The sequence below is a fragment of the Halopseudomonas pelagia genome (genome assembly GCF_009497895.1).
Lineage (GTDB): Bacteria > Pseudomonadota > Gammaproteobacteria > Pseudomonadales > Pseudomonadaceae > Halopseudomonas > Halopseudomonas pelagia_A.
Genome location: NZ_CP033116.1, coordinates 4,503,382 through 4,523,465, shown reverse-complemented (window position 1 = coordinate 4,523,465; position 20,084 = coordinate 4,503,382). Strand labels below are relative to the sequence as shown.

The 20,084-nt window shown below is 58.7% G+C and carries 17 protein-coding genes; 10 read left to right on the top strand and 7 right to left on the bottom strand.

Annotation, left to right across the window (positions count from 1 at the left end; all coding sequences use genetic code 11):
• Nucleotides 1–22: 22 nt before the first annotated feature.
• Together EAO82_RS20665 and EAO82_RS20660 are read right to left on the bottom strand one after the other, a co-directional pair.
• A complete protein-coding gene (locus EAO82_RS20665) occupies nt 23–1,369 on the bottom strand; it encodes a glutamine synthetase family protein (RefSeq protein WP_096346314.1) in 1,347 nt (448 codons plus the stop codon).
• Between the two features lie 7 nt (nt 1,370–1,376).
• A complete protein-coding gene (locus EAO82_RS20660; protein ID WP_096346313.1) occupies nt 1,377–2,138 on the bottom strand; it encodes a gamma-glutamyl-gamma-aminobutyrate hydrolase family protein in 762 nt (253 codons plus the stop codon).
• Between the two features lie 272 nt (nt 2,139–2,410).
• Here EAO82_RS20660 and EAO82_RS20655 point away from each other — a divergent pair, with 272 nt between their 5' ends.
• From EAO82_RS20655 to aguA, 4 genes are all read left to right on the top strand, one after another.
• Nucleotides 2,411–3,820 (top strand): glutamine synthetase family protein, encoded by a 1,410-nt coding sequence (locus EAO82_RS20655; protein WP_096346312.1) that lies wholly within the window; start codon nt 2,411–2,413, stop codon nt 3,818–3,820.
• A gap of 449 nt (nt 3,821–4,269) precedes the next feature.
• Nucleotides 4,270–5,535: an NAD(P)/FAD-dependent oxidoreductase gene (locus EAO82_RS20650; RefSeq protein ID WP_096345941.1), complete on the top strand. Its 1,266-nt coding sequence runs from the start codon at nt 4,270–4,272 to the stop codon at nt 5,533–5,535.
• Nucleotides 5,536–5,659: 124 nt separating this feature from the next.
• Complete coding sequence (aguB, locus tag EAO82_RS20645; RefSeq protein WP_096345940.1) at nt 5,660–6,538, top strand: N-carbamoylputrescine amidase; 879 nt, start codon at nt 5,660–5,662, stop codon at nt 6,536–6,538.
• 5 nt (nt 6,539–6,543) lie between these two features.
• Nucleotides 6,544–7,641 carry an agmatine deiminase gene (gene aguA / locus EAO82_RS20640; RefSeq protein ID WP_096345939.1) on the top strand — a complete coding sequence of 366 codons (1,098 nt, stop codon included), beginning with the start codon at nt 6,544–6,546 and terminating at the stop codon, nt 7,639–7,641.
• Nucleotides 7,642–7,697: 56 nt separating this feature from the next.
• Here aguA and argH read toward each other — a convergent pair whose 3' ends face one another.
• Nucleotides 7,698–9,092, bottom strand: coding sequence for an argininosuccinate lyase (gene argH / locus EAO82_RS20635; RefSeq protein WP_096345938.1), 1,395 nt, complete (start codon nt 9,090–9,092; stop codon nt 7,698–7,700).
• 101 nt (nt 9,093–9,193) lie between these two features.
• Between argH and EAO82_RS20630 the strand changes: the two genes are divergently transcribed.
• From EAO82_RS20630 to EAO82_RS20605, 6 genes are all read left to right on the top strand, one after another.
• Nucleotides 9,194–10,276 (top strand): sensor histidine kinase, encoded by a 1,083-nt coding sequence (locus tag EAO82_RS20630; RefSeq protein ID WP_096345937.1) that lies wholly within the window; start codon nt 9,194–9,196, stop codon nt 10,274–10,276.
• Between the two features lie 3 nt (nt 10,277–10,279).
• Nucleotides 10,280–11,029: a LytR/AlgR family response regulator transcription factor gene (locus tag EAO82_RS20625; RefSeq protein WP_096345936.1), complete on the top strand. Its 750-nt coding sequence runs from the start codon at nt 10,280–10,282 to the stop codon at nt 11,027–11,029.
• 94 nt (nt 11,030–11,123) lie between these two features.
• Entirely contained in the window at nt 11,124–12,062 is a 939-nt protein-coding gene (gene hemC, locus EAO82_RS20620; RefSeq protein ID WP_096345935.1) for a hydroxymethylbilane synthase, read from the top strand.
• Nucleotides 12,059–12,817: a uroporphyrinogen-III synthase gene (locus EAO82_RS20615; protein ID WP_096345934.1), complete on the top strand. Its 759-nt coding sequence runs from the start codon at nt 12,059–12,061 to the stop codon at nt 12,815–12,817. The genes hemC and EAO82_RS20615 overlap by 4 nt, the downstream gene beginning before the upstream one ends.
• A 13-nt stretch (nt 12,818–12,830) precedes the next feature.
• On the top strand, nt 12,831–14,288 hold the full coding sequence (locus EAO82_RS20610) for a uroporphyrinogen-III C-methyltransferase (protein WP_096345933.1): 1,458 nt from the start codon (nt 12,831–12,833) through the stop codon (nt 14,286–14,288).
• Complete coding sequence (locus EAO82_RS20605) at nt 14,285–15,520, top strand: heme biosynthesis HemY N-terminal domain-containing protein (RefSeq protein WP_096345932.1); 1,236 nt, start codon at nt 14,285–14,287, stop codon at nt 15,518–15,520. The genes EAO82_RS20610 and EAO82_RS20605 overlap by 4 nt, the downstream gene beginning before the upstream one ends.
• A gap of 20 nt (nt 15,521–15,540) precedes the next feature.
• Here EAO82_RS20605 and EAO82_RS20600 read toward each other — a convergent pair whose 3' ends face one another.
• From EAO82_RS20600 to trxA, 4 genes are all read right to left on the bottom strand, one after another.
• Complete coding sequence (locus EAO82_RS20600; RefSeq protein ID WP_231703256.1) at nt 15,541–16,536, bottom strand: 2Fe-2S iron-sulfur cluster-binding protein; 996 nt, start codon at nt 16,534–16,536, stop codon at nt 15,541–15,543.
• On the bottom strand, nt 16,529–17,995 hold the full coding sequence (gene ubiD / locus EAO82_RS20595; protein ID WP_096345931.1) for a 4-hydroxy-3-polyprenylbenzoate decarboxylase: 1,467 nt from the start codon (nt 17,993–17,995) through the stop codon (nt 16,529–16,531). Before ubiD ends, EAO82_RS20600 begins: the two co-directional genes overlap by 8 nt.
• Nucleotides 17,996–18,167: 172 nt before the next feature.
• Nucleotides 18,168–19,433, bottom strand: a complete 1,266-nt coding sequence (rho, locus tag EAO82_RS20590; RefSeq protein WP_096345930.1) for a transcription termination factor Rho — start codon at nt 19,431–19,433, stop codon at nt 18,168–18,170.
• A gap of 215 nt (nt 19,434–19,648) precedes the next feature.
• Nucleotides 19,649–19,975 carry a thioredoxin TrxA gene (trxA, locus tag EAO82_RS20585; RefSeq protein ID WP_096345929.1) on the bottom strand — a complete coding sequence of 109 codons (327 nt, stop codon included), beginning with the start codon at nt 19,973–19,975 and terminating at the stop codon, nt 19,649–19,651.
• Between the last annotated feature and the right edge of the window lie 109 nt (nt 19,976–20,084).

The window sequence follows — 20,084 nt, the reverse complement described above, 5'->3', positions numbered from 1 at the left end:
GGCGCACTTTGATAACGCTTAATCAGACGCTTAGCAGCAGGAACTCGCGCTCCCAGGAGCTGATCACGCGCTTGTAATTCTCGTGCTCAACGCGTTTGACGGCGACGTAGCCACGGCAGAACTTGCTGCCGAGTACCGCTTCCACGTCAGCACATTGCTCCATACGCTCCAGCGCCGATTCGAGGGTCAGCGGCAGACGCAGGTTGCGGCGCTCATAGGCACGACCCTTGACGGGTGCCGATGGCTCCATTCTGCCGACCATGCCCAGATAGCCGCAGAGCAAACTCGCGGCAATGGCGATGTAAGGGTTGGCATCGGCGCCGGGCAGGCGGTTTTCCACACGGCGGTTCTGCGGCGTAGAGTCGGGCACACGCAAGCCGGCGGTGCGGTTCTCTTCGCCCCATTCGACGTTTACTGGCGCGGAAGTGTCCGGCAGGAAGCGGCGGAAGGAGTTCACGTTTGGCGCGAACAGCGGCAGCACCTCAGGGATGTAACGCTGCAAGCCGCCGATATGATGCAGGAACAGCTCGCTCATGCTCCCATCTTCATTGGAGAATATGTTCTGCCCGGTCTTGCGATCGACGATGCTCTGGTGCAAGTGCATGGCGCTGCCAGGCTCGTTGGTGATCGGCTTGGCCATAAAGGTCGCGGTCATATCGTGCTTGAGCGCGGCCTCGCGCATGGTGCGCTTGAACACCAGAATCTGGTCAGCCAAATGCAGCGGGTCGCCGTGACGGAAGTTGATTTCCATCTGCGCGGTGCCCTCTTCGTGGATCAGCGTATCCAGATCCAGGCCCTGCGCCTCGCACCAGTCGTACATATCTTCAAACAGCGGATCAAATTCGTTGGCGGCATCGATCGAGAACGACTGGCGGCCGGTCTCCTGGCGGCCCGACCGGCCCACCGGTGGTTGCAGCGGCAGATCTGGATCTTCATTGCGCTTGGTCAGATAAAATTCCATCTCAGGCGCAACCAGGGGCTGCCAGCCCTTGTCGGCATACATCTTGAGGATCTTTTTGAGAATGTTGCGTGGCGACATTTCAATTGGCTCGCCGGCCTTGTCGTAGCAGTCATGAATGATCTGCGCCGTCGGCTCCAAAGCCCATGGCACCAGATAGACAGCGCTGTCATCCGGCTTACAGATCATGTCGATATCGGCCGGGTCGAGCAGGTCGTAATAGATGTCGTCTTCGACGTAATCGCCGGTCACCGATTGCAGCAGAATACTTTCGGGCAGACGCATGCCCTTCTCGGATATAAATTTCATGGTGGGGGCGATTTTGCCCCGGGCGATACCGGTCAGATCGCTGACCATGCATTCTACTTCGGTAATCTTGTTCTCTTTAAGCCACGCTTCAATCTTGTTCATAAATCCCTCAGGAATGCCTGTTTGAACGTGCCCGGCAGGCGTCACCAAACGCCTTGAAGATCGACAGATAGAAGGCGTTTTCCTTTACCTTCCATTCCGGATGCCATTGCACGCCCAGCGCGAAATTGCTTGCCTGGCTGACCGAGAATGCCTCGACCAACCCATCTGGAGCTGTTGCTTCAGGCCGCAAGCCGGGTGCCAACTGGTCGACGCCCTGGGTGTGCAGGGAATTGACCTGTGCCGAGTTGCGGCCTGACAGTTCATAGAGTAGACCCCCTGGCTCAATATGGACTTCATGCGACAGGCCATATTGTTGCTCGACAGGATGCTCCTTGTTTTCGCGGTGTTCGATAAAGCCGCCCACTTCATACAGACGCTGGTGCAGGGTGCCGCCAAAGGCGACATTCATTTCCTGGAAGCCACGACAAATGCACAGCACCGGGACGCCCCGGTCTATCGCGGCTTTAATCAAAGGCAGGGTGGTGGCGTCGCGCTTGGCGTCGTGACGGGTGCCTTCGGCGCTGGGTTGGCCATTATAATGATGCGGCTCCACATTCGACGGCGAGCCGGTGAACATGATGCCGTCGAGGGTATCAAGCAACTGCTCGAAGCCAATCTGCTCACCCAGGGCGGGAATCAGCAGCGGCAAACCCCCTGCGCCATCGACGACGCCAAGGATGTATTTTTCACCTACTATATGGAAAGGGTGCAGACCCAACTGATCGGTGCAGCAGGTAATGCCAATCAGGGGCTTTCGGACGACGGACATGAGTCAAAGCCTGTAGTGAATAACGTACATGAATTCGATGTTGTTCAATTTTTTATACAATAGCAACAAAAAATACTTTACACAAAAGCCAAAATCGCCAGGCTGATAGGGCTGCTGGAAATGCCTCTAAGCCCGCTCTACGGCCCTATTTGGTGCGCGCTGCACTGCATTTGTGCAATCTTGATTCTATTGACTCATCATGGCCTTTCGGATTTACTCTGTTCCTAGTGCCAACGTGATTGATATATTTTACAAACAACAGGTGACATCTCATGCCATCCCTAACCGGAGCGGATACTGCGGCAGCCATCGCTGAACCCGTCAGTGTCCAGGAAGCGGAGGCCTTTCTGGCCGAGCATCCGGAAATCCACTTCATTGATCTGCTGATTGCAGATATGAACGGCATCGTACGTGGCAAGCGTATCGACCGTTCGGCCCTTTTGAAAGCCTACGAAAAAGGTATTGCTCTCCCGGCCTCCATCTTCGCCTTGAATATCCAGGGCACCACGGTGGAAGAAACCGGTCTGGGTCTGGAAATCGGCGACGCGGACCGGGTCTGCCTGCCCATCCCCGGTACTCTGTGCGTCGAACCTTGGCAGAAGCGTCCAACAGGTCAGCTATTAATGACCATGTACGAACTGGACCGCAAAACGCCATTTTTTGCCGATCCGCGTTATGTACTGCAACGTATCGTTAAACGCTTTAGCGAGTTGGGGCTGACGCCGGTCTCGGCTTTCGAATTGGAGTTTTACCTGATCGATCAGGAGAACATCACTGGTCGCCCGCAACCACCACGCTCGCCAATGTCTGGCAAGCGTCCGAACTCCGTTCAGGTCTATTCCATGGATGACCTGGATGAGTACGCTGAATTCCTCCAGGACGTCATCGAGGCTGCCCACGAGCAGGACATCCCCGCAGACGCCATTGTAGCGGAATCAGCACCCGGTCAGTTCGAGGTCAACCTGCACCACGTGGACGATCCGGTGGTTGCCTGTGATCACAACGTATTACTCAAGCGCGTGATCAAGAACGTCGCCTACGACCATGAAATGGACACCACCTTCATGGCCAAGCCTTATTACGATCAGGCCGGCAATGGCATGCACGTGCATATCAGTCTGGTCGACGAGCTGGGTGTTAACGTTTTTGCGCCGAATGCCGACGGTACTTTAAGCGATACGCTGCGTTGGGCGATTGGCGGTCTGTTGCAGACGTTGCCGGAATATATGGCCTTTCTCTGCCCGAACGTGAACTCTTACCGTCGTTTCAGCCCGAGCTTCTTTGTGCCCTGCGCGCCGACCTGGGGCATTGATAACCGCACTGTGGCCGTTCGCGTGCCAGGCGGTGATCCGGAATCGATGCGTATCGAGCATCGCTTGGCTGGCGCCGATGCCAACCCGTACCTGTTGATGGCTGCGTTGCTTTCGGCAATTCACTACGGCATCAGCAACAAGATCGAGCCGCCGGAGATGACCGAGGGCAACGCCTACGATCAGCACGAGGCGTCCCTGCCTACCAACCTGCGTGATGCACTGCGTGCGCTGGAAAACTCTGCCGTCATGAAAGAGTACATTGGCGAGGAGTATCTGGACGTGTTTGTGCTGTGCAAGGAGAGCGAGCAGGAGGAGTTCGAGCGGACTATCTCGGATCTGGAATATATGTGGTATTTGCATACTGTCTGACCTTGGCTCTGTAATACATAGTCCCGTCCTTGTGGCGGGATTTTGTTGTGTGGGGGTTGTTGGTCGGTCTTGATTTGGTTTTGGTGTTTGTTTTTGTTTTGGTCTGGCTCCGTGCTGGGTCTTGGCGTCGGCTGCCCTATGCGCGACACGCTCGCTGCCCTCCCTGGGCGCTCGGCATCGCACATCCATGTGCTCTGACGGTCACGCATAGGGCAGCCGACGCCAAGACCATATGCGTAGGTGTGGCAGCTCGAAAACCTGGGTTGGTGATTTTTTCAGCATGCACAGTGATTTAGGTGCGACGCTTCCGGTGGCCCTGCCTGGACCGTCAGAGCACAGGGATGTGCGATGCCGAGCGCCCAGGGAGGGCGCCGAGCGTGTCCAGGCAGGGCCAACGGAAGTGGCGCGGCTGCACGCCGAAGCAGAATCAAAAAGGCACGGTGTAGAAAATGACAGAACACGACTCCTGGTACCATTCCAGCATTCCCCCACAAAAAACCCGCTCGACATTGCAGGGCGAACACCGCGTGGACGTCTGTGTGGTCGGCGGCGGATTCACCGGCGTATCGGCCGCACTCGAGCTGGCAAAAGCGGGGAGAACAGTATCGCTGATTGAAGCAGAACACGTGGGCTGGGGATGTTCTGGGCGCAACGGCGGGCAGATTAACCCCGGATTGGCAGCGGATCAGGCTGCACTGGAAAAACAACTCGGCGCCGAACAGGCCCGAGAACTCTGGCAGTTGAGCCTCGCCGGCGTGGAGTTATTGCGTAAACGCGTAGCGGAATATGCGATTGAGTGCGAACTCAAACAGGGCATTTTGCTCGTCGCCAACAAACCGAGGCATGTGCCTGAGTTGAAAGCCTGGCAGGCGAGCCTGGAAGAGCTAGGCTACGACCAACTGGCCTTTCATGATCGGGACAGCTTGCAGGGTCTGCTCAATGCCGACTATCAGGCCGGCGTCATGGACATGGGCGGCGGCGACCTGCATCCGCTGAAATATGTATTGGGATTGGCACTGGCGGCTGAAGAGCATGGCGCAACGCTGTTTGAACATTCGCCGGTGCTGAGCTACCAACAGGACAGCACCGGCGTGACCGTGCATACCGATCAGGGGCATGTCAGAGCCGATCATCTGCTGCTTGCCGGCAATGCTTATATAGGCCAGTTGCTGCCCTGGCATCAACGCCGCTTTATGCCGATTGGCAGTTATGTTGGCGCGACAGCGCCATTGGGCGAACTGGCTGATCAGCTGATTCCTTCGCGCGCAGCGGTATGCGATATGAATACTCTGATCGACTACTACCGGCTAAGCGCCGATGGCCGCTTGCTGTTCGGTGGGCGCGCCAGCGCCCGGGACGCCCGCCCCGAAGCCTTGCGCCAGACCATGCGGCAGCGCATGACGCAAGTGTTTCCGGCGCTGGCGCAAGCGGATTTCGAATACCTCTGGGGCGGCCAGGTAGCCATGACCGCCAGTAAGGCCCCGCATTTCGGCCGGCTCGGTGATAGGGTATTTTTTACCCAGGGCTATTCTGGCCAGGGTGTCGCATTAGCCGGGCTGGCGGGTAAGCTCATGGCTGATGCGGTGATGGGTCAGCAGCAGGGCTTTGATCTGTTTGCACGGCTCAAACATAGGCCAGTGCCGCAGGGAACAGCGCTGCAAACCGCCATTCGGGCGCTGGCCCTGTTATGGTATGGCATACGCGACGCGCGATGATTGAACGTGAGAGCTGCGCGCCAATGTGGCGCTACGTGATCAGAGTAGATGCCGTTTAGACAGTATTTTTTGTTGTCCGCCGGGCTTGTCCGGCAGCCTATTATTTGTTGTGCAGGAGAGAGATATGAGTCGTCTTGTAACTGTTGCCGCTACCCAGATGAGCTGTTCTTGGGATCGCCAGGCCAATATTGATAAAGCCGAAAAGCTGGTCCGCGAAGCTGCGGGCAAAGGCGCGCAGATCATTTTGATTCAGGAGTTGTTTGAAACCCCCTACTTCTGTCAGAAACCCAATGCTGAGTATCTGCAACTGGCCACCACGATCGACCAGAATCCGGCGATTGCGCACTTCAAGGCCTTGGCCAAAGAGCTGCAAGTGGTATTGCCGATCAGCTTTTTCGAACTGGCCGGGCGTGCGCGCTTCAACAGTATTGTGATCATCGATGCCGACGGCAGCAATCTGGGTTTGTATCGCAAGAGCCATATCCCGGATGGCCCCGGGTACCACGAAAAGTATTATTTCAATCCTGGCGATACCGGTTTCAAGGTCTGGCAGACCCGGTATGCCAAGATCGGCGTGGGTATCTGCTGGGATCAGTGGTTCCCGGAATGCGCGCGCAGCATGGCGTTGATGGGTGCGGAGATTCTGTTCTATCCGACCGCGATTGGCAGCGAGCCGCATGACCCGAACATTACCTCGCGCGATCATTGGCAGCGTGTGCAGCAAGGCCATGCCGGTGCCAACCTGATGCCGTTGGTGGCGAGCAACCGGATTGGTCGCGAGGAGCAGGACGACTATGACATTACCTTCTATGGCTCCTCATTCATTGCCGATCAGTTCGGGGCCAAGGTCCAGGAACTGAACGAAACCGAAGAGGGTGTGCTGGTGCAGCAGTTCGACCTGGATCAGCTTGAGCATATCCGCAGCGCCTGGGGCAGCTTCCGTGATCGTCGGCCAAACCTGTATGGCCCGATTAAAACCCTGGATGGTTCACTGGAGTCCTGATCCCGATGTATACCTTGCACAGTACGCCCCGCGCCGATGGTTACAGCATGCCCGCCGAATGGGCGCCGCACAGCCAGACCTGGATGGTCTGGCCCGAGCGTCCGGATAATTGGCGCCTGGGCGCCAAGCCGGCGCAAGCCGCGTTTGCCGAAGTAGCGCGGGCAATTGCCAGCTTCGAGCCGGTGACAGTCTGTGTGTCTGCCGCCCAATATGAAAACGCCAATTTACAGCTGAGCCACCCGGGTATCCGCGTGGTCGAGTTGACCACAGACGACGCCTGGGTGCGCGACACTGGCCCCACCTTCGTCACCCACCCCCATGGCGGCTTGCGCGGCGTAGATTGGACCTTCAATGCCTGGGGCGGCTTTAACGGTGGTTTGTACTGGCCGTGGCAGCGCGATGATCAGGTCGCGGATAAAATCCTGGGCCTGGTGCGTAGCCCGCGCTATCGCACTGAGGGGTTTGTACTTGAGGGTGGTGCTATTCATGTAGATGGTGAAGGCACGCTGATTACTACCGAGGAGTGCCTGCTTAACCCCAATCGCAACCCGCATCTGTTGCGCGAGGAGATTGAAATAAAGCTGGCTGATCATCTGGGCATCGACAAGGTCATCTGGCTGCCGGAAGGTCTGTATAACGACGAGACCGATGGTCATGTCGACAATTTCTGCTGTTTCGTGCGGCCCGGTGAAGTGTTGCTGGCCTGGACCGATGATCCGGAAGATCCGAATTTCGATCGCTGTCAGAAAGCATTGAGAATCCTGGAAGCCAGTCGTGATGCGCAGGGGCGCGAGCTCAAGGTGCACCGCATGCCGATTCCCGGTCCGCTCTACGCCACCGCAGAAGAGTGTGCCGGTGTGGATCGGATCGCCGGCTCGCAGCCACGCGATCCGTCGATTCGGCTGGCTGGGTCTTATGTGAATTTTTTGATCGTCAATGACGGCATCATCGCGCCCTGCTTTGATGATCCGCAGGACGAACCGGCGAAAGCCGTGCTGGAGCAGCTGTTTCCGGATCGGCGGGTAGTGATGGTGCCGGGCCGCGAGATTCTGCTTGGTGGCGGCAATATTCACTGCATCACCCAGCAGCAGCCTCACGCCTGACGGGAGCGAAGGCCCCGCGTTGCGCAGAGGCCTTCCAAGCATGGCTCTGTTAAGTGTTAATCGGCCAACAGCTCGCGGCCACGCTTGACCGCAGCCAGCACCTGCTTGGGTGCAGTGCCGCCGATATGGTCACGGGCGTTCACCGAGCCTTCCAGCGTCAGTACCTCAAACACATCTTGATCGATCTGGTCGCTGAACTGGCGCAGCTCTTCCAGACTCATCTCGGCCAGATCCTTGCTCGATTCCACGCCGTATTTGACCGCATGGCCAACGATTTCATGGCAATCGCGGAACGGCAGGCCCTTGCGTACCAGATAATCAGCCAGATCGGTGGCGGTGGAGAAGCCGCGCAGGGCCGCTTCGCGCATGGCCGGGACCTTGGGCTGGATCGCCGGAATCATGTCGGCAAAGGCACGCAGGCAGTCGCGCAGCGTGTCGGCTGCGTCGAACAGCGGTTCCTTGTCTTCCTGATTGTCCTTGTTGTAGGCCAATGGCTGGCTCTTCATCAGCGTCAGCAGGCCCATCAGGTGTCCGTAAACACGGCCGGTCTTGCCGCGCACCAGTTCGGGCACGTCGGGATTCTTTTTCTGCGGCATGATCGAAGAGCCAGTGCAGAAGCGGTCGGGCAGATTGATAAAGTTGAATTGCGCGCTTGTCCACAGCACCAGCTCTTCGGAGAAGCGCGACAGGTGCATCATCGCCACGGACGCCGCTGCGCAGAACTCGATGGCGAAATCGCGATCGGACACGCCGTCCAGCGAGTTGCCTGAAACCGCATCGAAGCCGAGCAGTTCACAGGTCATCTGCCGATCAATCGGATAGGTGGTGCCGGCCAGCGCCGCGCTGCCCAGCGGCATGCGGTTGACGCGCTTGCGGCAGTCGAGCAGGCGCTCGCGGTCGCGGCTGAGCATCTCGAACCAGGCCAGCAGGTGATGACCAAAGGTCACCGGTTGCGCAGTCTGCAAATGGGTAAAGCCGGGCATGATCACGTGGGCATGGCGTTCGGCCTGATCCAGCAGGCCGATTTGCAGGCGCGCCAGCTCAACCAGAATGATGTCGATTTCTTCTCGCAGCCACAGGCGGATATCGGTGGCGACCTGATCGTTACGCGAGCGGCCGGTATGCAGCTTTTTGCCAGTCACGCCGATTTGCGCGGTCAGCCGCGCCTCGATATTCATGTGCACGTCTTCCAGATCCACCCGCCAGTCAAACTGGCCGGCTTCGATTTCGCTCTGGATGCTGTGCAGGCCAGCAAGAATGCTGTCGCGCTCTTCTTCGCTCAGCACGCCGACCTTGGCCAGCATGGTGGCGTGGGCAATCGAGCCCTGAATGTCGTGTTTGAACAGGCGCTTGTCAAAATCCACCGAAGCGGTGAAGCGGGCAACAAAGGCGTCAACCGGTTCGCTGAAACGGCCACCCCAGGATTGATTGGTTGTCTGATCTTGGCTCATAGGTCGCGTTGGCTCGCAATTCGAAAAGTTTGGCTGGCAAAGGTCGCTAGCATACCACTTCAGGCTTGCGTGATGGCGCCCGGCTGGCGGACACTTGGCCAATGAAGAACGGACTCTGGACACTGCTCAAAAAACCTTATGCGGGGGAAGATTTCTTCCTCCCCGATCTATGTTCCTCCATGGCGGTTTTCACCCTGGTGGTACTGGCTGAATTGCTGGTGCTGATCTGGGTGCTGGCTGTGCCGGTGGCGGAGGCGTTCGACTGGCTGAGTCTGGCCATGGCCTCGCTGTTCGTGCAATGGATAGTGCTGCTCTCGGCTGCGCTGCTCTGCCGTCTGCGGGGCTGGATGCAGCGTCGTGCATTGCTGGTCGCCTTGGCGATGTGTTTCACCGTCGTCGTCGGCCTGACTCTGTTCTTTACCGTGATGGCTGACTGGGTGCTGGATGCCGGCATGCTCGGCTATCCGGAGTTGCGTCCGGGCCAGATGCTCCGGCATGGTTTGATTGCCTTGATCATGACCGGTCTGCTGCTGCGTTATTTTTACCTGCAGCAGCAATGGCAGCGTCAGGAACAGGCCGAGCTCAAGGCGCGGTTGCAGTCGCTGCAATCGCGCATTCGCCCGCATTTTCTGTTCAACAGTCTCAACAGCATTGTCAGTCTGATTGGCAGCGCTCCGGTCAAGGCCGAGAACGCCGTGCTGGATCTGGCGGATCTGTTTCGCGCCAACTTGTCCGAAGCGGATGGCGTGGCAACCTGGGAGGAAGAGCTGCGGCTCTGCCAGGGTTATCTGCGTATAGAACAGTATCGCCTGGGCGAGCGGCTGCGGGTGGTCTGGCAGGTCGAGCAGATGCCACCGAACACACCCATTCCGCTGCTGACATTGCAGCCATTATTGGAGAACGCCATTCTTCACGGACTGCAACCGAGTCTTGAGGGCGGCGATATTCAAATTGATGGCAGTTGGCAACAGGGTCACGTCGAACTACTGGTATCAAACAGTTGTCCACCCTTAGAGGTTTCCCATCAGGGTGCGCGTATGGCGCTAGACAATATTCGTGCCCGCCTCACCGGCCTGTTCGGGCCTGAGGCAAAAGTTGAATCCTGGCGTGATGGACCGCGCTTCTTCAGTAAGCTGGTCTATCCTTGTAAGCATCCATCGTCCATTTTGCAGAGAAGTCATTAAGGCATGAAAGTACTTATCGCCGATGATGAGCCCCTGGCCAGAGAGAGACTGGCTCGATTGATTACAGCGTTGCCCGGCTATGAACCCATGCTGGAAAGCGCCACCAATGGCCATGAAGCCTTGCAGCTGGTAGCAGAGCAGCAACCGGACATCGTCCTGCTGGATATCCGCATGCCCGGTATGGACGGCCTGCAGGCCGCCGCCAAGCTCTGTGACATGCCGGATGCGCCGGCAGTGATATTTTGTACCGCGCATGGTGAGTATGCGCTGGATGCTTTTGCCGTCAGTGCCGTCGGCTATCTGCTCAAACCGGTTCGCAGCGAAGATCTCGCCGACGCGCTGGCGAATGCGCAAAGACTGAACCGGGTTCAGTTGTGCAGTCTCGGCCGCGTCAATGGGGTGGGCGACTCGGCCCAGGCGCGCAGCCATATCAGTGCCAGAACGCGCAAGGGTGTAGAGCTGATCCCGATCGACGAGGTGCTGTATTTTATTGCTGACCACAAGTACGTCACATTGCGCCACACGGACGGCGAAGTGCTGTTGGATGAGCCGCTGAAGGCGCTGGAGGATGAATTCGGCGACTACTTCGTGCGCATCCATCGCAACGCCCTGGTCGCCCGTCATCGCATCGAGCGCTTGCAGCGCAGCTCAGTAGGGCATTTTCAGCTTCATCTCAAGGGTTTGTCCGAAGAGACACTGACGGTTAGCCGCCGGCACGTCCCGGGCTTGCGCAAGCTTATGGGTCAACTGTGAATTGCTGCTCCACGATCCGTCCTGCGACACAGACCCGCGTGGATGCTGAGCCGGGCATCGCGTATCATGCGGATTGGTTTTGATCGAGAATCCCATGAGTCGACATCTGCGAATTGCCACCCGCAAGAGCGCCCTGGCCCTGTGGCAGGCCGAATATGTAAAGGCGCGCCTCGAACAACTGCACCCCGGGTTGACTGTTAGCCTGGTTCCCATGGTCAGTCGCGGTGATCAACTGCTCGACTCGCCACTGGCTAAAATTGGTGGCAAGGGTCTGTTCGTCAAGGAGCTGGAAACAGCCATCCTCAACGACGAGGCCGATCTGGCAGTACACTCGATGAAAGACGTACCCATGGCCTTTCCCGAAGGTCTGGGCCTGTACGTGATCTGCGAGCGGGAAGATCCGCGCGACGCCTTCGTTTCCAATCATTTTGACCATGTAGACGATCTGCCGCAGGGCAGCGTGGTGGGCACCTCGAGCCTGCGCCGGCAGGCGCAGATCATGGCCCGGCGTCCGGACCTGACCGTGCGCTTTCTACGCGGTAACGTTAATACCCGGCTGGCCAAGCTCGATGCAGGCGAATACGACGCGATTATTCTTGCGGCAGCGGGCCTGATGCGCCTGGGTTTTGACCAGCGTATCCGCTACGCAATGCCACCGGAAGAAAGTTTGCCGGCTGGCGGCCAGGGTGCCGTGGGCATCGAATGCCGCAGCGCCGATACCGAACTGCATGCGCTGCTGGCGCCGTTGAACGATGAAGACAGTGCGCTGCGCGTGCGCGCCGAACGGGCGTTGAATACGCACCTTAACGGCGGCTGTCAGGTGCCGATTGCCTGTTACGCCGAACGGGCGGATGGGCAGTTGTGGTTACGCGGCATGGTAGGAAATCCCGATGGCACGCTGCTGTTGACCGCACAAGCCTCTGGCGCTGATTCAGCACCGGAGGCTCTGGGTATCCAGGTCGCCGAGGATTTGCTCGCGCAAGGTGCCCAGGCGATTCTGGACGCGGTTTATCAGGATGCTCAGCCGCAGTGACCGGCGTGCTGCTGCTGACGCGGTCCGAGGGAGACAATCAGCGTCTTGCGGGTAAGCTGGATCACCTGAATGTGCGCACCCAGGGTATGCCGTTGCTGCATATCGAACCGCAGCTGGAAACGCCGAGTCAGCGGCAATTGCTGTTGAATATCGACCTTTTTCAGGCAGTGATTGTAGTCAGCCCGGTGGCGGCGCGGTTAGGGTTGGAAAGGCTTGAGGATTATTGGCCGCAGATGCCGGTGGGTATTGACTGGTTTGCGGTAGGCAAAAGCACGGCCGAGGTTCTGCAAACCGCCGGTTTGACAGTCCAGGTGCCGGATCAGGGTCAGGATTCTGAAGCGGTACTGGCGTTGCCGCGTTGGCAGGCGCTATTGCAGCCCGGGGATCTGAAAGTACTGATCTGGCGCGGGACTGGCGGGCGGGAGCATCTGGCCGAGCAGCTGCGGGTACAGGGTGCACAGGTAGATTATCTGGAGCTTTATCGCCGTTGTGCTGCGCAGGATCTACCGGCGCGACTTGCCGAAGCAAGTGCGGCTGGCGCAAGGGGCATATTGGTGCTTAGCGTCCAGGCACTGGAATACTGGCGCCATGCGGCGGCCGAAAATTGGTCAGAACAGGCCGGGTGGCGTTGTTGGGTGCCCAGCCAGCGTGTGGCTGAGCGCGCAGCCGAGTTGGGCTGCAAGGACATAATAGTGTGTAACGGCGCGGACGATAGCGCCGTGATCGAAGCCGTGATGGCTCATCCGCTGACGTAACAAGGGGAATAGCGTGAAACCGACAGACCAGAACAACAACAGCGGCAAGGACGAGCAGGATATCCCCACTACCGGGCCGCTCGGTGCACCGCCGACTTCCGATCCCGCTTCCGATCCCGCTTCCGATTCCGCCTCCAAACCAGCCTCCGATTCAGCTTTCGCAGCTAAACCGGCGAAGCCGTTGGGCGGTGAGCAGACAGCCAAACCCGAGACCCAGCCGAAAGCATCTACTGAGCCGTCCACCAGCGCTGCTTCAGCGGCAACTGCTACCGGCGCACCTTCCCTCTCTTCGGGAGTGGACAGGCCGGGCACGGATAAAACCGGCACTAGCAAGCCGCTTAGCGAACCTACCGTTTCCGATTCCTTCAAGTCCAAGACGACTGCGGGCTCGGCCTCAAGCAAAACGACGCCACCGGGTGGCGCGCCTCCGAAGCCGCCGGCCAAAACAGCGGGTCCGGGTCGCGGTCTGTCGGGTCTGGCCCTATTGGTGGCATTGGCTGCTCTGGGCTTGAGTGCCTGGCAGTGGTATCAGGCTGACCAGCGTCAGCTTGAGGGAGCGACCTTGGCCGAGCAGGTTGCCCAGTTGCAGTCTGCCCAGCAGCAACAGCAGCAGGCCTTCGATCAGCGGCTTGAGGGTTTGCCCAATGCCGATGAGTGGCAGCAGGTCGAGCGCCTGAGCGCCGAGATGCAGCGCAGTCAGCAGGCCATCAGTCAGCGGCTGGATACCCTTCAGGGTGATGCGCAGTCCGACTGGAAACTGGCTGAGGCAGAGTACCTGGTCCGGCTCGCCAGCCTGCGGTTGCTTGCTTCGCAGGATGTGACCTCTGCACGCGAGTTGCTTACGGCGGTCGACGGTATCCTGCGAGCACAACCTGACAGCGGTGTTTTTGCCGTGCGCGAGCAACTGGCGCAGTTTCAGGGTGAGCTGAGAGCGCTGCCGGAAATTGACCGCGCGGGTGTCTTTCTGCGCCTGGCGGCAATGAGTGAACAGGTGGAGCGTCTGGTCGCGTTGCCGGTGCCGGTATTCGATCCGGAAGAGGTCAGCGTCGAAGAGGAATACGAAGATCGTCTGGCCCGCCGCACTCGCGCCGAACGTGTGTTGATGCGTTTGGAGCGCTACGTGCGCGTGGACTTCCAGCGTGGCAAAGTCATCACACCGTTGTTGGATGAGGCCGAGTTGCAGCGCGTGCAGCGGACCCTGCAACTGACCATGGAACAGGCTCAATGGGCTGCGTTGCGTGGCGAGCAGGAGGTCTATGAGACCAGCCTGGAGCAGGCCGACAGCATATTGCGTCGATATTTCGAGATGGAAAACCCCCAGGTTCAGGCCATGCAGGGCCAGATTGAGAGTCTTGCCGAAGAAAACGTGAGCCTCGAGCCGCCGGATCTCTCGCCGTTGGAGCAGGGCCTGGCGGCCTATATCCAGAGCCGCCGCGCACCGGCCACGGGTAATGGGGAGGCCTCGGAATGAGTAAAAGTTATCTGGCCATCCTCGCCGTGCTGCTGGTCGCAGCGCTGCTGGGCATGGCGGTAGCCGAGGATCCCGGTTACATATTGATTGCCTGGCGCAACATGTCGATCGAGACCAGTATCTGGGTCGGTGTGGGTTTTCTATTGGCGCTGTGGCTCCTGCTGTCACTGCTACGCGCAGTGATCCGGGTGCTGAATGTCTCTGGGCGGCGTATCAATCCCTGGTCCCGGCACAATCGTGAGCGCCGAGCCAATCAGGTGGCCACGCGCGGTTTGCTGGAATTTGCCGAAGGTCATTGGAGTAATGCGCTGCGGCTGCTGAAACGCTCGGCGCCGCATACCGAGCAGCCACTGATCAACTATCTGGCAGCGGCGCGTGCGGCGCACGAACTGGAAGATTATGTCGAGTGCGACAGCCTGCTGCGAGAAGCCTACGAAACCACGCCGAAGGCAGACGTGGCGATTGCCGTGACCCAGGCGCAGTTGCAGATTGCCCGCGGCCAACTGGAGCAGGCGCTAGCCACCTTGACGCGCTTGCGCAAGGATCACCCCAAGCATCTGTATGCACTGAAGTTGATGGGCCAGCTGTATGCACGCCTGGAGGACTGGAACCGTCTGGAGCAATTGCTCCCTGAGCTGCGTCGGCACAAGTTGCTCAAGCCTGCCGAGCAACAGGCACTGGAACATCAGGTATATATCGCCCTGCTGACGCAGGCCGGTCAGCGCGGTCAGCATCAGGAGCCAGGGCAGACCAATGCGGTGACGGCGGTCTGGGAGCCGCTGCCGAAGACGTTGAAGCAGGATCCCGCACTGATAGAGGTCTACTGCCTGCAGCTACGCGCACTGGGTCAAACAGAGCTGGCAGAAGAGACGTTGCGCCATGCGTTACGTCAGAACTTCAACGAGCGCTTGGTGCACCTTTATGGTCTGGTTCAGGGCAAGGATCCGGCCCGTCAGTTGACTACTGCCGAGCATTGGCTGGCCGAGCACCCGCACAACGCCACTCTGTTGCTCGCGTTGGGGCGTCTGGCATTGCGCAATAGTCTGTGGGGCAAGGCTCGGGAGTATCTGGAAGCCAGTTATGGCAGCAAGCGTGATATCCAGACCTGTGCAGAGCTGGTGCGGCTACTGGAGCATCTGGGCGATCAAGCGGCTAGTCAGGCCATGTTGCGTCAGGGTTTCGAACTGATGGCCAACGACCTGCCCGACCTGCCGATGCCAGCTCCCCGGTGAGATGAGTAGCGTCTGCGCTTTCAGCTGCGCGGTGCGTAGCTGAAAGCGTCGGCATGCATCTGCTCAGCAGGCATGCCGGCTTCACTCAAGGCATCCAGCGTGGCATAGACCATCGCCGGCGAACCACTGACATAGAACTCGTACTGGCTCAAATCACCCAGATCCTCGCTGATGGCTTGATGCAGCAGGCCGTGACGGCCTGTCCATTCCGGGTGGTCGCTGACGATTTTGTGCAGCACCAGTTTGTCGTTCTGTTGCCAGGACTCCCAGTGCGCCGCTTGATACAGCTCGTCACCATGGCGCACACCCCAATAAAGATGTATCGCATGACTGAAGCCGACATTCAGCAAGTGCTGCACCATGCTCTGCATCTGTGACAGGCCGGTGCCGGCAGCAATCAGCACGATGGGACGATCAGGCAGCAGTGCCAGGTGGCAGTCGCCCAGCGGGATCTGCACGTGGGCAATCCGTTCGCGGCGCAGGGACTCGATCAGCTCCAGCGTAGCCGGCTCCCGTCCGAGAATATGCAGCTCCAGGTTGCGACCTTCATGCGGCGCAGAAGCGATGGAGAACGCCGAAGCTTCACCATCGGGACGCTTGAGCAACAGATACTGGCCGGCATGGAAGTGCAGTGACTTGCCAGCGGGCATCCGCAACATGACACGCCACACGTCGCCGCCCATCGGTTCGCAGGCAGTGACCTGACAGGCGATATCATTCAGCGGTAATTCGTTTGGAGCCAAAATACCCTCCCAAAAAAGTTCGCAGTCCTGCAGCGGCTCGGCTACACAGGTATAAAGTTCGCCGTCCGTCAGGATCTGCCCGGTCTGCCGAGCGCTGCCACTGAGCAGCCTGGCGGCACAGATATGGCAGTTGCCGTTACGGCAGCTCTGCGGAGCGCTGAAACCCATTCGACGGGCGCCGTCGAGAATACGTTCACCCGGCAGCAGTTCAAGCTTGTGGCCGGAGGGCTGCAAGGTTACCGCAAAACCGGGCGACACGGCGGAGTCAGTCAATCCCCAGTTCCGCCCAGATGCTGTCCACCCGCTGCTTCACTGCTGGGTCCTGACTGATGGCGACGCCCCATTCGCGGCTGGTTTCGCCTGGCCACTTGTTGGTCGCATCCAGCCCCATCTTGCTGCCCAGGCCGGAGACCGGTGAGGCGAAGTCCAGATAATCGATCGGCGTATTGTCGATCATTACCGTATCGCGCTTGGGATCCATGCGCGTGGTAATGGCCCAGATCACGTCATTCCAGTCGCGGATATTAATATCGTCATCGGTGACGATCACGAATTTGGTGTACATGAACTGGCGGAGGAAACTCCATACGCCGAGCATCACGCGCTTGGCGTGGCCCGGGTACTGTTTTTTCATCGACACCACCGCCATGCGGTAGGAACAGCCCTCCGGTGGCAAATAGAAATCGGTGATTTCCGGAAACTGCTTCTGCAGAATCGGCACGAAAACTTCATTCAGTGCCACACCAAGAATCGCCGGCTCATCCGGCGGCCGACCGGTATAGGTGCTGTGATAAATCGGCTTTTCCCGGCTGGTAATGCGCTCGACGGTAAATACCGGGAAGCGATCGACCTCATTGTAGTAGCCGGTGTGGTCGCCAAAGGGACCCTCATCGGCCATCTCGCCAGGATGGATCACGCCTTCGAGCACGATCTCGGCACTGGCCGGCACCTGCAGATTGGAGCCGCGGCATTTGACCAGTTCGGTGCGCTGGCCGCGTAGCAGGCCGGCGAAGGCATATTCGGACAGGCTATCGGGCACCGGTGTGACTGCGCCGAGAATGGTCGCCGGATCGGCGCCCAGTGCAACAGCAATCGGAAAAGGCTCGCCCGGGTGCTTTTCGCACCAGTCCTTGAAGTCCAGTGCGCCGCCGCGATGGCTCAGCCAGCGCATGATCAACTTGTTGCGGCCAATCACCTGCTGACGATAGATGCCCAGATTCTGCCGTTCCTTGTTCGGCCCCTTGGTCACCACCAGACCCCAGGTAATCAGCGGGCCGGCATCGCCGGGCCAGCAGGTTTGTACCGGGATGCTGCTCAGATCAACGTCTTCGCCTTCCTGGATAAGTGCCTGGCAGGGGGCATCACGCACCACCTTGGGCGCCATGGAGATGACTTTTTTGAATATCGGCAGTTTCGACCAGGCATCCTTCAGACCTTTCGGTGGATCGGGCTCCTTGAGAAACGCCAGCAGCTTACCGATCTCGCGCAGCTCGCTGACCTCTTCCGCGCCCATGCCCATGGCCACCCGTTGCGGGGTGCCGAACAGGTTGCCAAGTACCGGCATGCTGTAGCCGGTGGGATTTTCAAACAGCAGCGCCGGGCCGCCCTTGCGCAGGGTGCGGTCACAAATTTCGGTCATTTCCAGGACGGGGGAGACGGGCGTCTGGATGCGCTTGAGTTCGCCGCGCTGTTCCAGGCCTTTGATGAAGTCACGTAGATCGGAGTATTGCATCGGAGCTTCAAGCCTCAAGCGGCAAGCTGCAAGCAGTCCGGGGATTGCGTCAGCCTGGGGTGTCTGGTTGGAAGCACATTATGCCGACAAAAGAGCCTGTCGGGTGGCGTAAAGTGCAACAAGCTGCAAGCAGCGCGGGGCTGGTTGCAGCTTGAGGCTTGGTGCTTGCAGCTTAGTTCTTGCTGCGCTTCATCGACTGGAAGAATTCATCGTTGGTCTTGGTGTCTTTCAGACGATCAAGGAGGAATTCAATCGCGGCGATTTCGTCCATCGAGTGCAGGATCTTGCGCAAGATCCACATCCGTTGCAGTTCATCTTCGCTGGTCAGCAACTCTTCGCGGCGCGTACCGGAACGGTTGATGTTGATCGCCGGGAATACTCGCTTCTCGGCAATCTTGCGATCCAGGTGGATCTCCATGTTGCCGGTGCCTTTGAATTCCTCGTAGATCACTTCGTCCATCTTCGAGCCGGTATCGACCAGTGCGGTGGCGATAATGGTCAGGCTGCCGCCTTCCTCGATGTTCCGCGCGGCGCCGAAGAAACGCTTGGGTTTTTCCAGTGCGTGGGCATCCACACCACCTGTCAATACCTTGCCGGAGCTGGGGATCACGGTGTTGTAGGCGCGAGCCAGACGGGTGATGGAGTCGAGCAGGATGATCACGTCTTTCTTGTGCTCAACCAGGCGCTTGGCCTTTTCGATAACCATCTCGGCGACTTGCACGTGACGGCTCGGCGGCTCGTCGAAGGTCGATGCGACCACTTCACCGCGCACGGTGCGCTGCATTTCGGTCACTTCTTCCGGACGCTCGTCGATCAGCAGTACGATCAGATGGCACTCGGGATTGTTGCGTGCAATGTTAGCCGCGATGTTCTGCAGCATCAGCGTCTTACCGGCTTTCGGTGGTGCTACCAGCAGGCCGCGTTGACCCTTGCCGATGGGTGCGCACAGATCAATGATGCGCGCCATCAGATCTTCTGTGGAGCCGTTACCAGCTTCCATGGTCAGACGCTTGGTCGGGAACAGCGGCGTCAGGTTTTCGAAGAGGATCTTGCTCTTGGTGTTTTCCGGCTTGTCGAAGTTGATCGAATCAACTTTCAGCAGCGCAAAATAGCGTTCACCGTCTTTCGGTGGGCGAATCTTGCCGGCAATGGTGTCACCGGTACGCAGGTTGAAACGCCGGATCTGGCTGGGCGAGACATAGATGTCATCAGGGCCGGCCAGATAAGAAGAGTCTGCGGAGCGCAGGAAACCAAAACCGTCCTGGAGAATTTCCAGTACGCCGTCACCGTGAATGTCTTCACCGCCTTTGGCGTGTTTCTTCAGAGTGGCGAAAATCACGTCCTGTTTACGCGACCGGCCCATATTTTCCAGGCCCATCTGTTCGGCGATTTCCAGCAGTTCGGTAATTGGCTTTTGTTTGAGTTCAGTCAGGTTCATAGGGTCGGTAGGATATGTGTCTTTCGGCAGGACGGGTTAGTAACAGGCCGCCATAAGGCTATGGGGCGATGGGTTTGGCTGATGTTGGGAAGCCACGGCCGCAGGGTGCGACAAGGAATTGATGGGCAAATCTAGCACTGCTGATGGATGACGTCCATAGCTGACAAGCAGAAAAATGCCCCCGACCTAAAAAAATCCTGTCGGGGGACAATCAATCAGATGTTGCTGTCAAGGAAGGCAGCCAATTGCGACTTGGACAGCGCGCCGACTTTGGTGGCTTCGATATTGCCGCCCTTGAACAGCATCAGCGTCGGAATGCCACGCACGCCATATTTCGGCGGGGTGTCAGCGTTCTCGTCGATGTTCAGTTTGCAGATCTTCAGCTTGCCTTCGTATTCCTTGGCAATCTCATCCAGCACCGGCGCAATCATCTTGCACGGGCCACACCATTCGGCCCAGTAGTCCACCAGCACGGGGCCATCTGCCTTCAGCACTTCGCTGTCGAAGCTGCCGTCGGTGACATGCACGATCAAATCACTCATTCGTTTCTCCAGGGGATCAAGGGATCAAGGGCTTATTGCCGAGCACTATAGCATCACCGTTGCCGGTAGCGGAAGGTGGAAGCAGGCGGGCACAAGGTCACCATCGGGT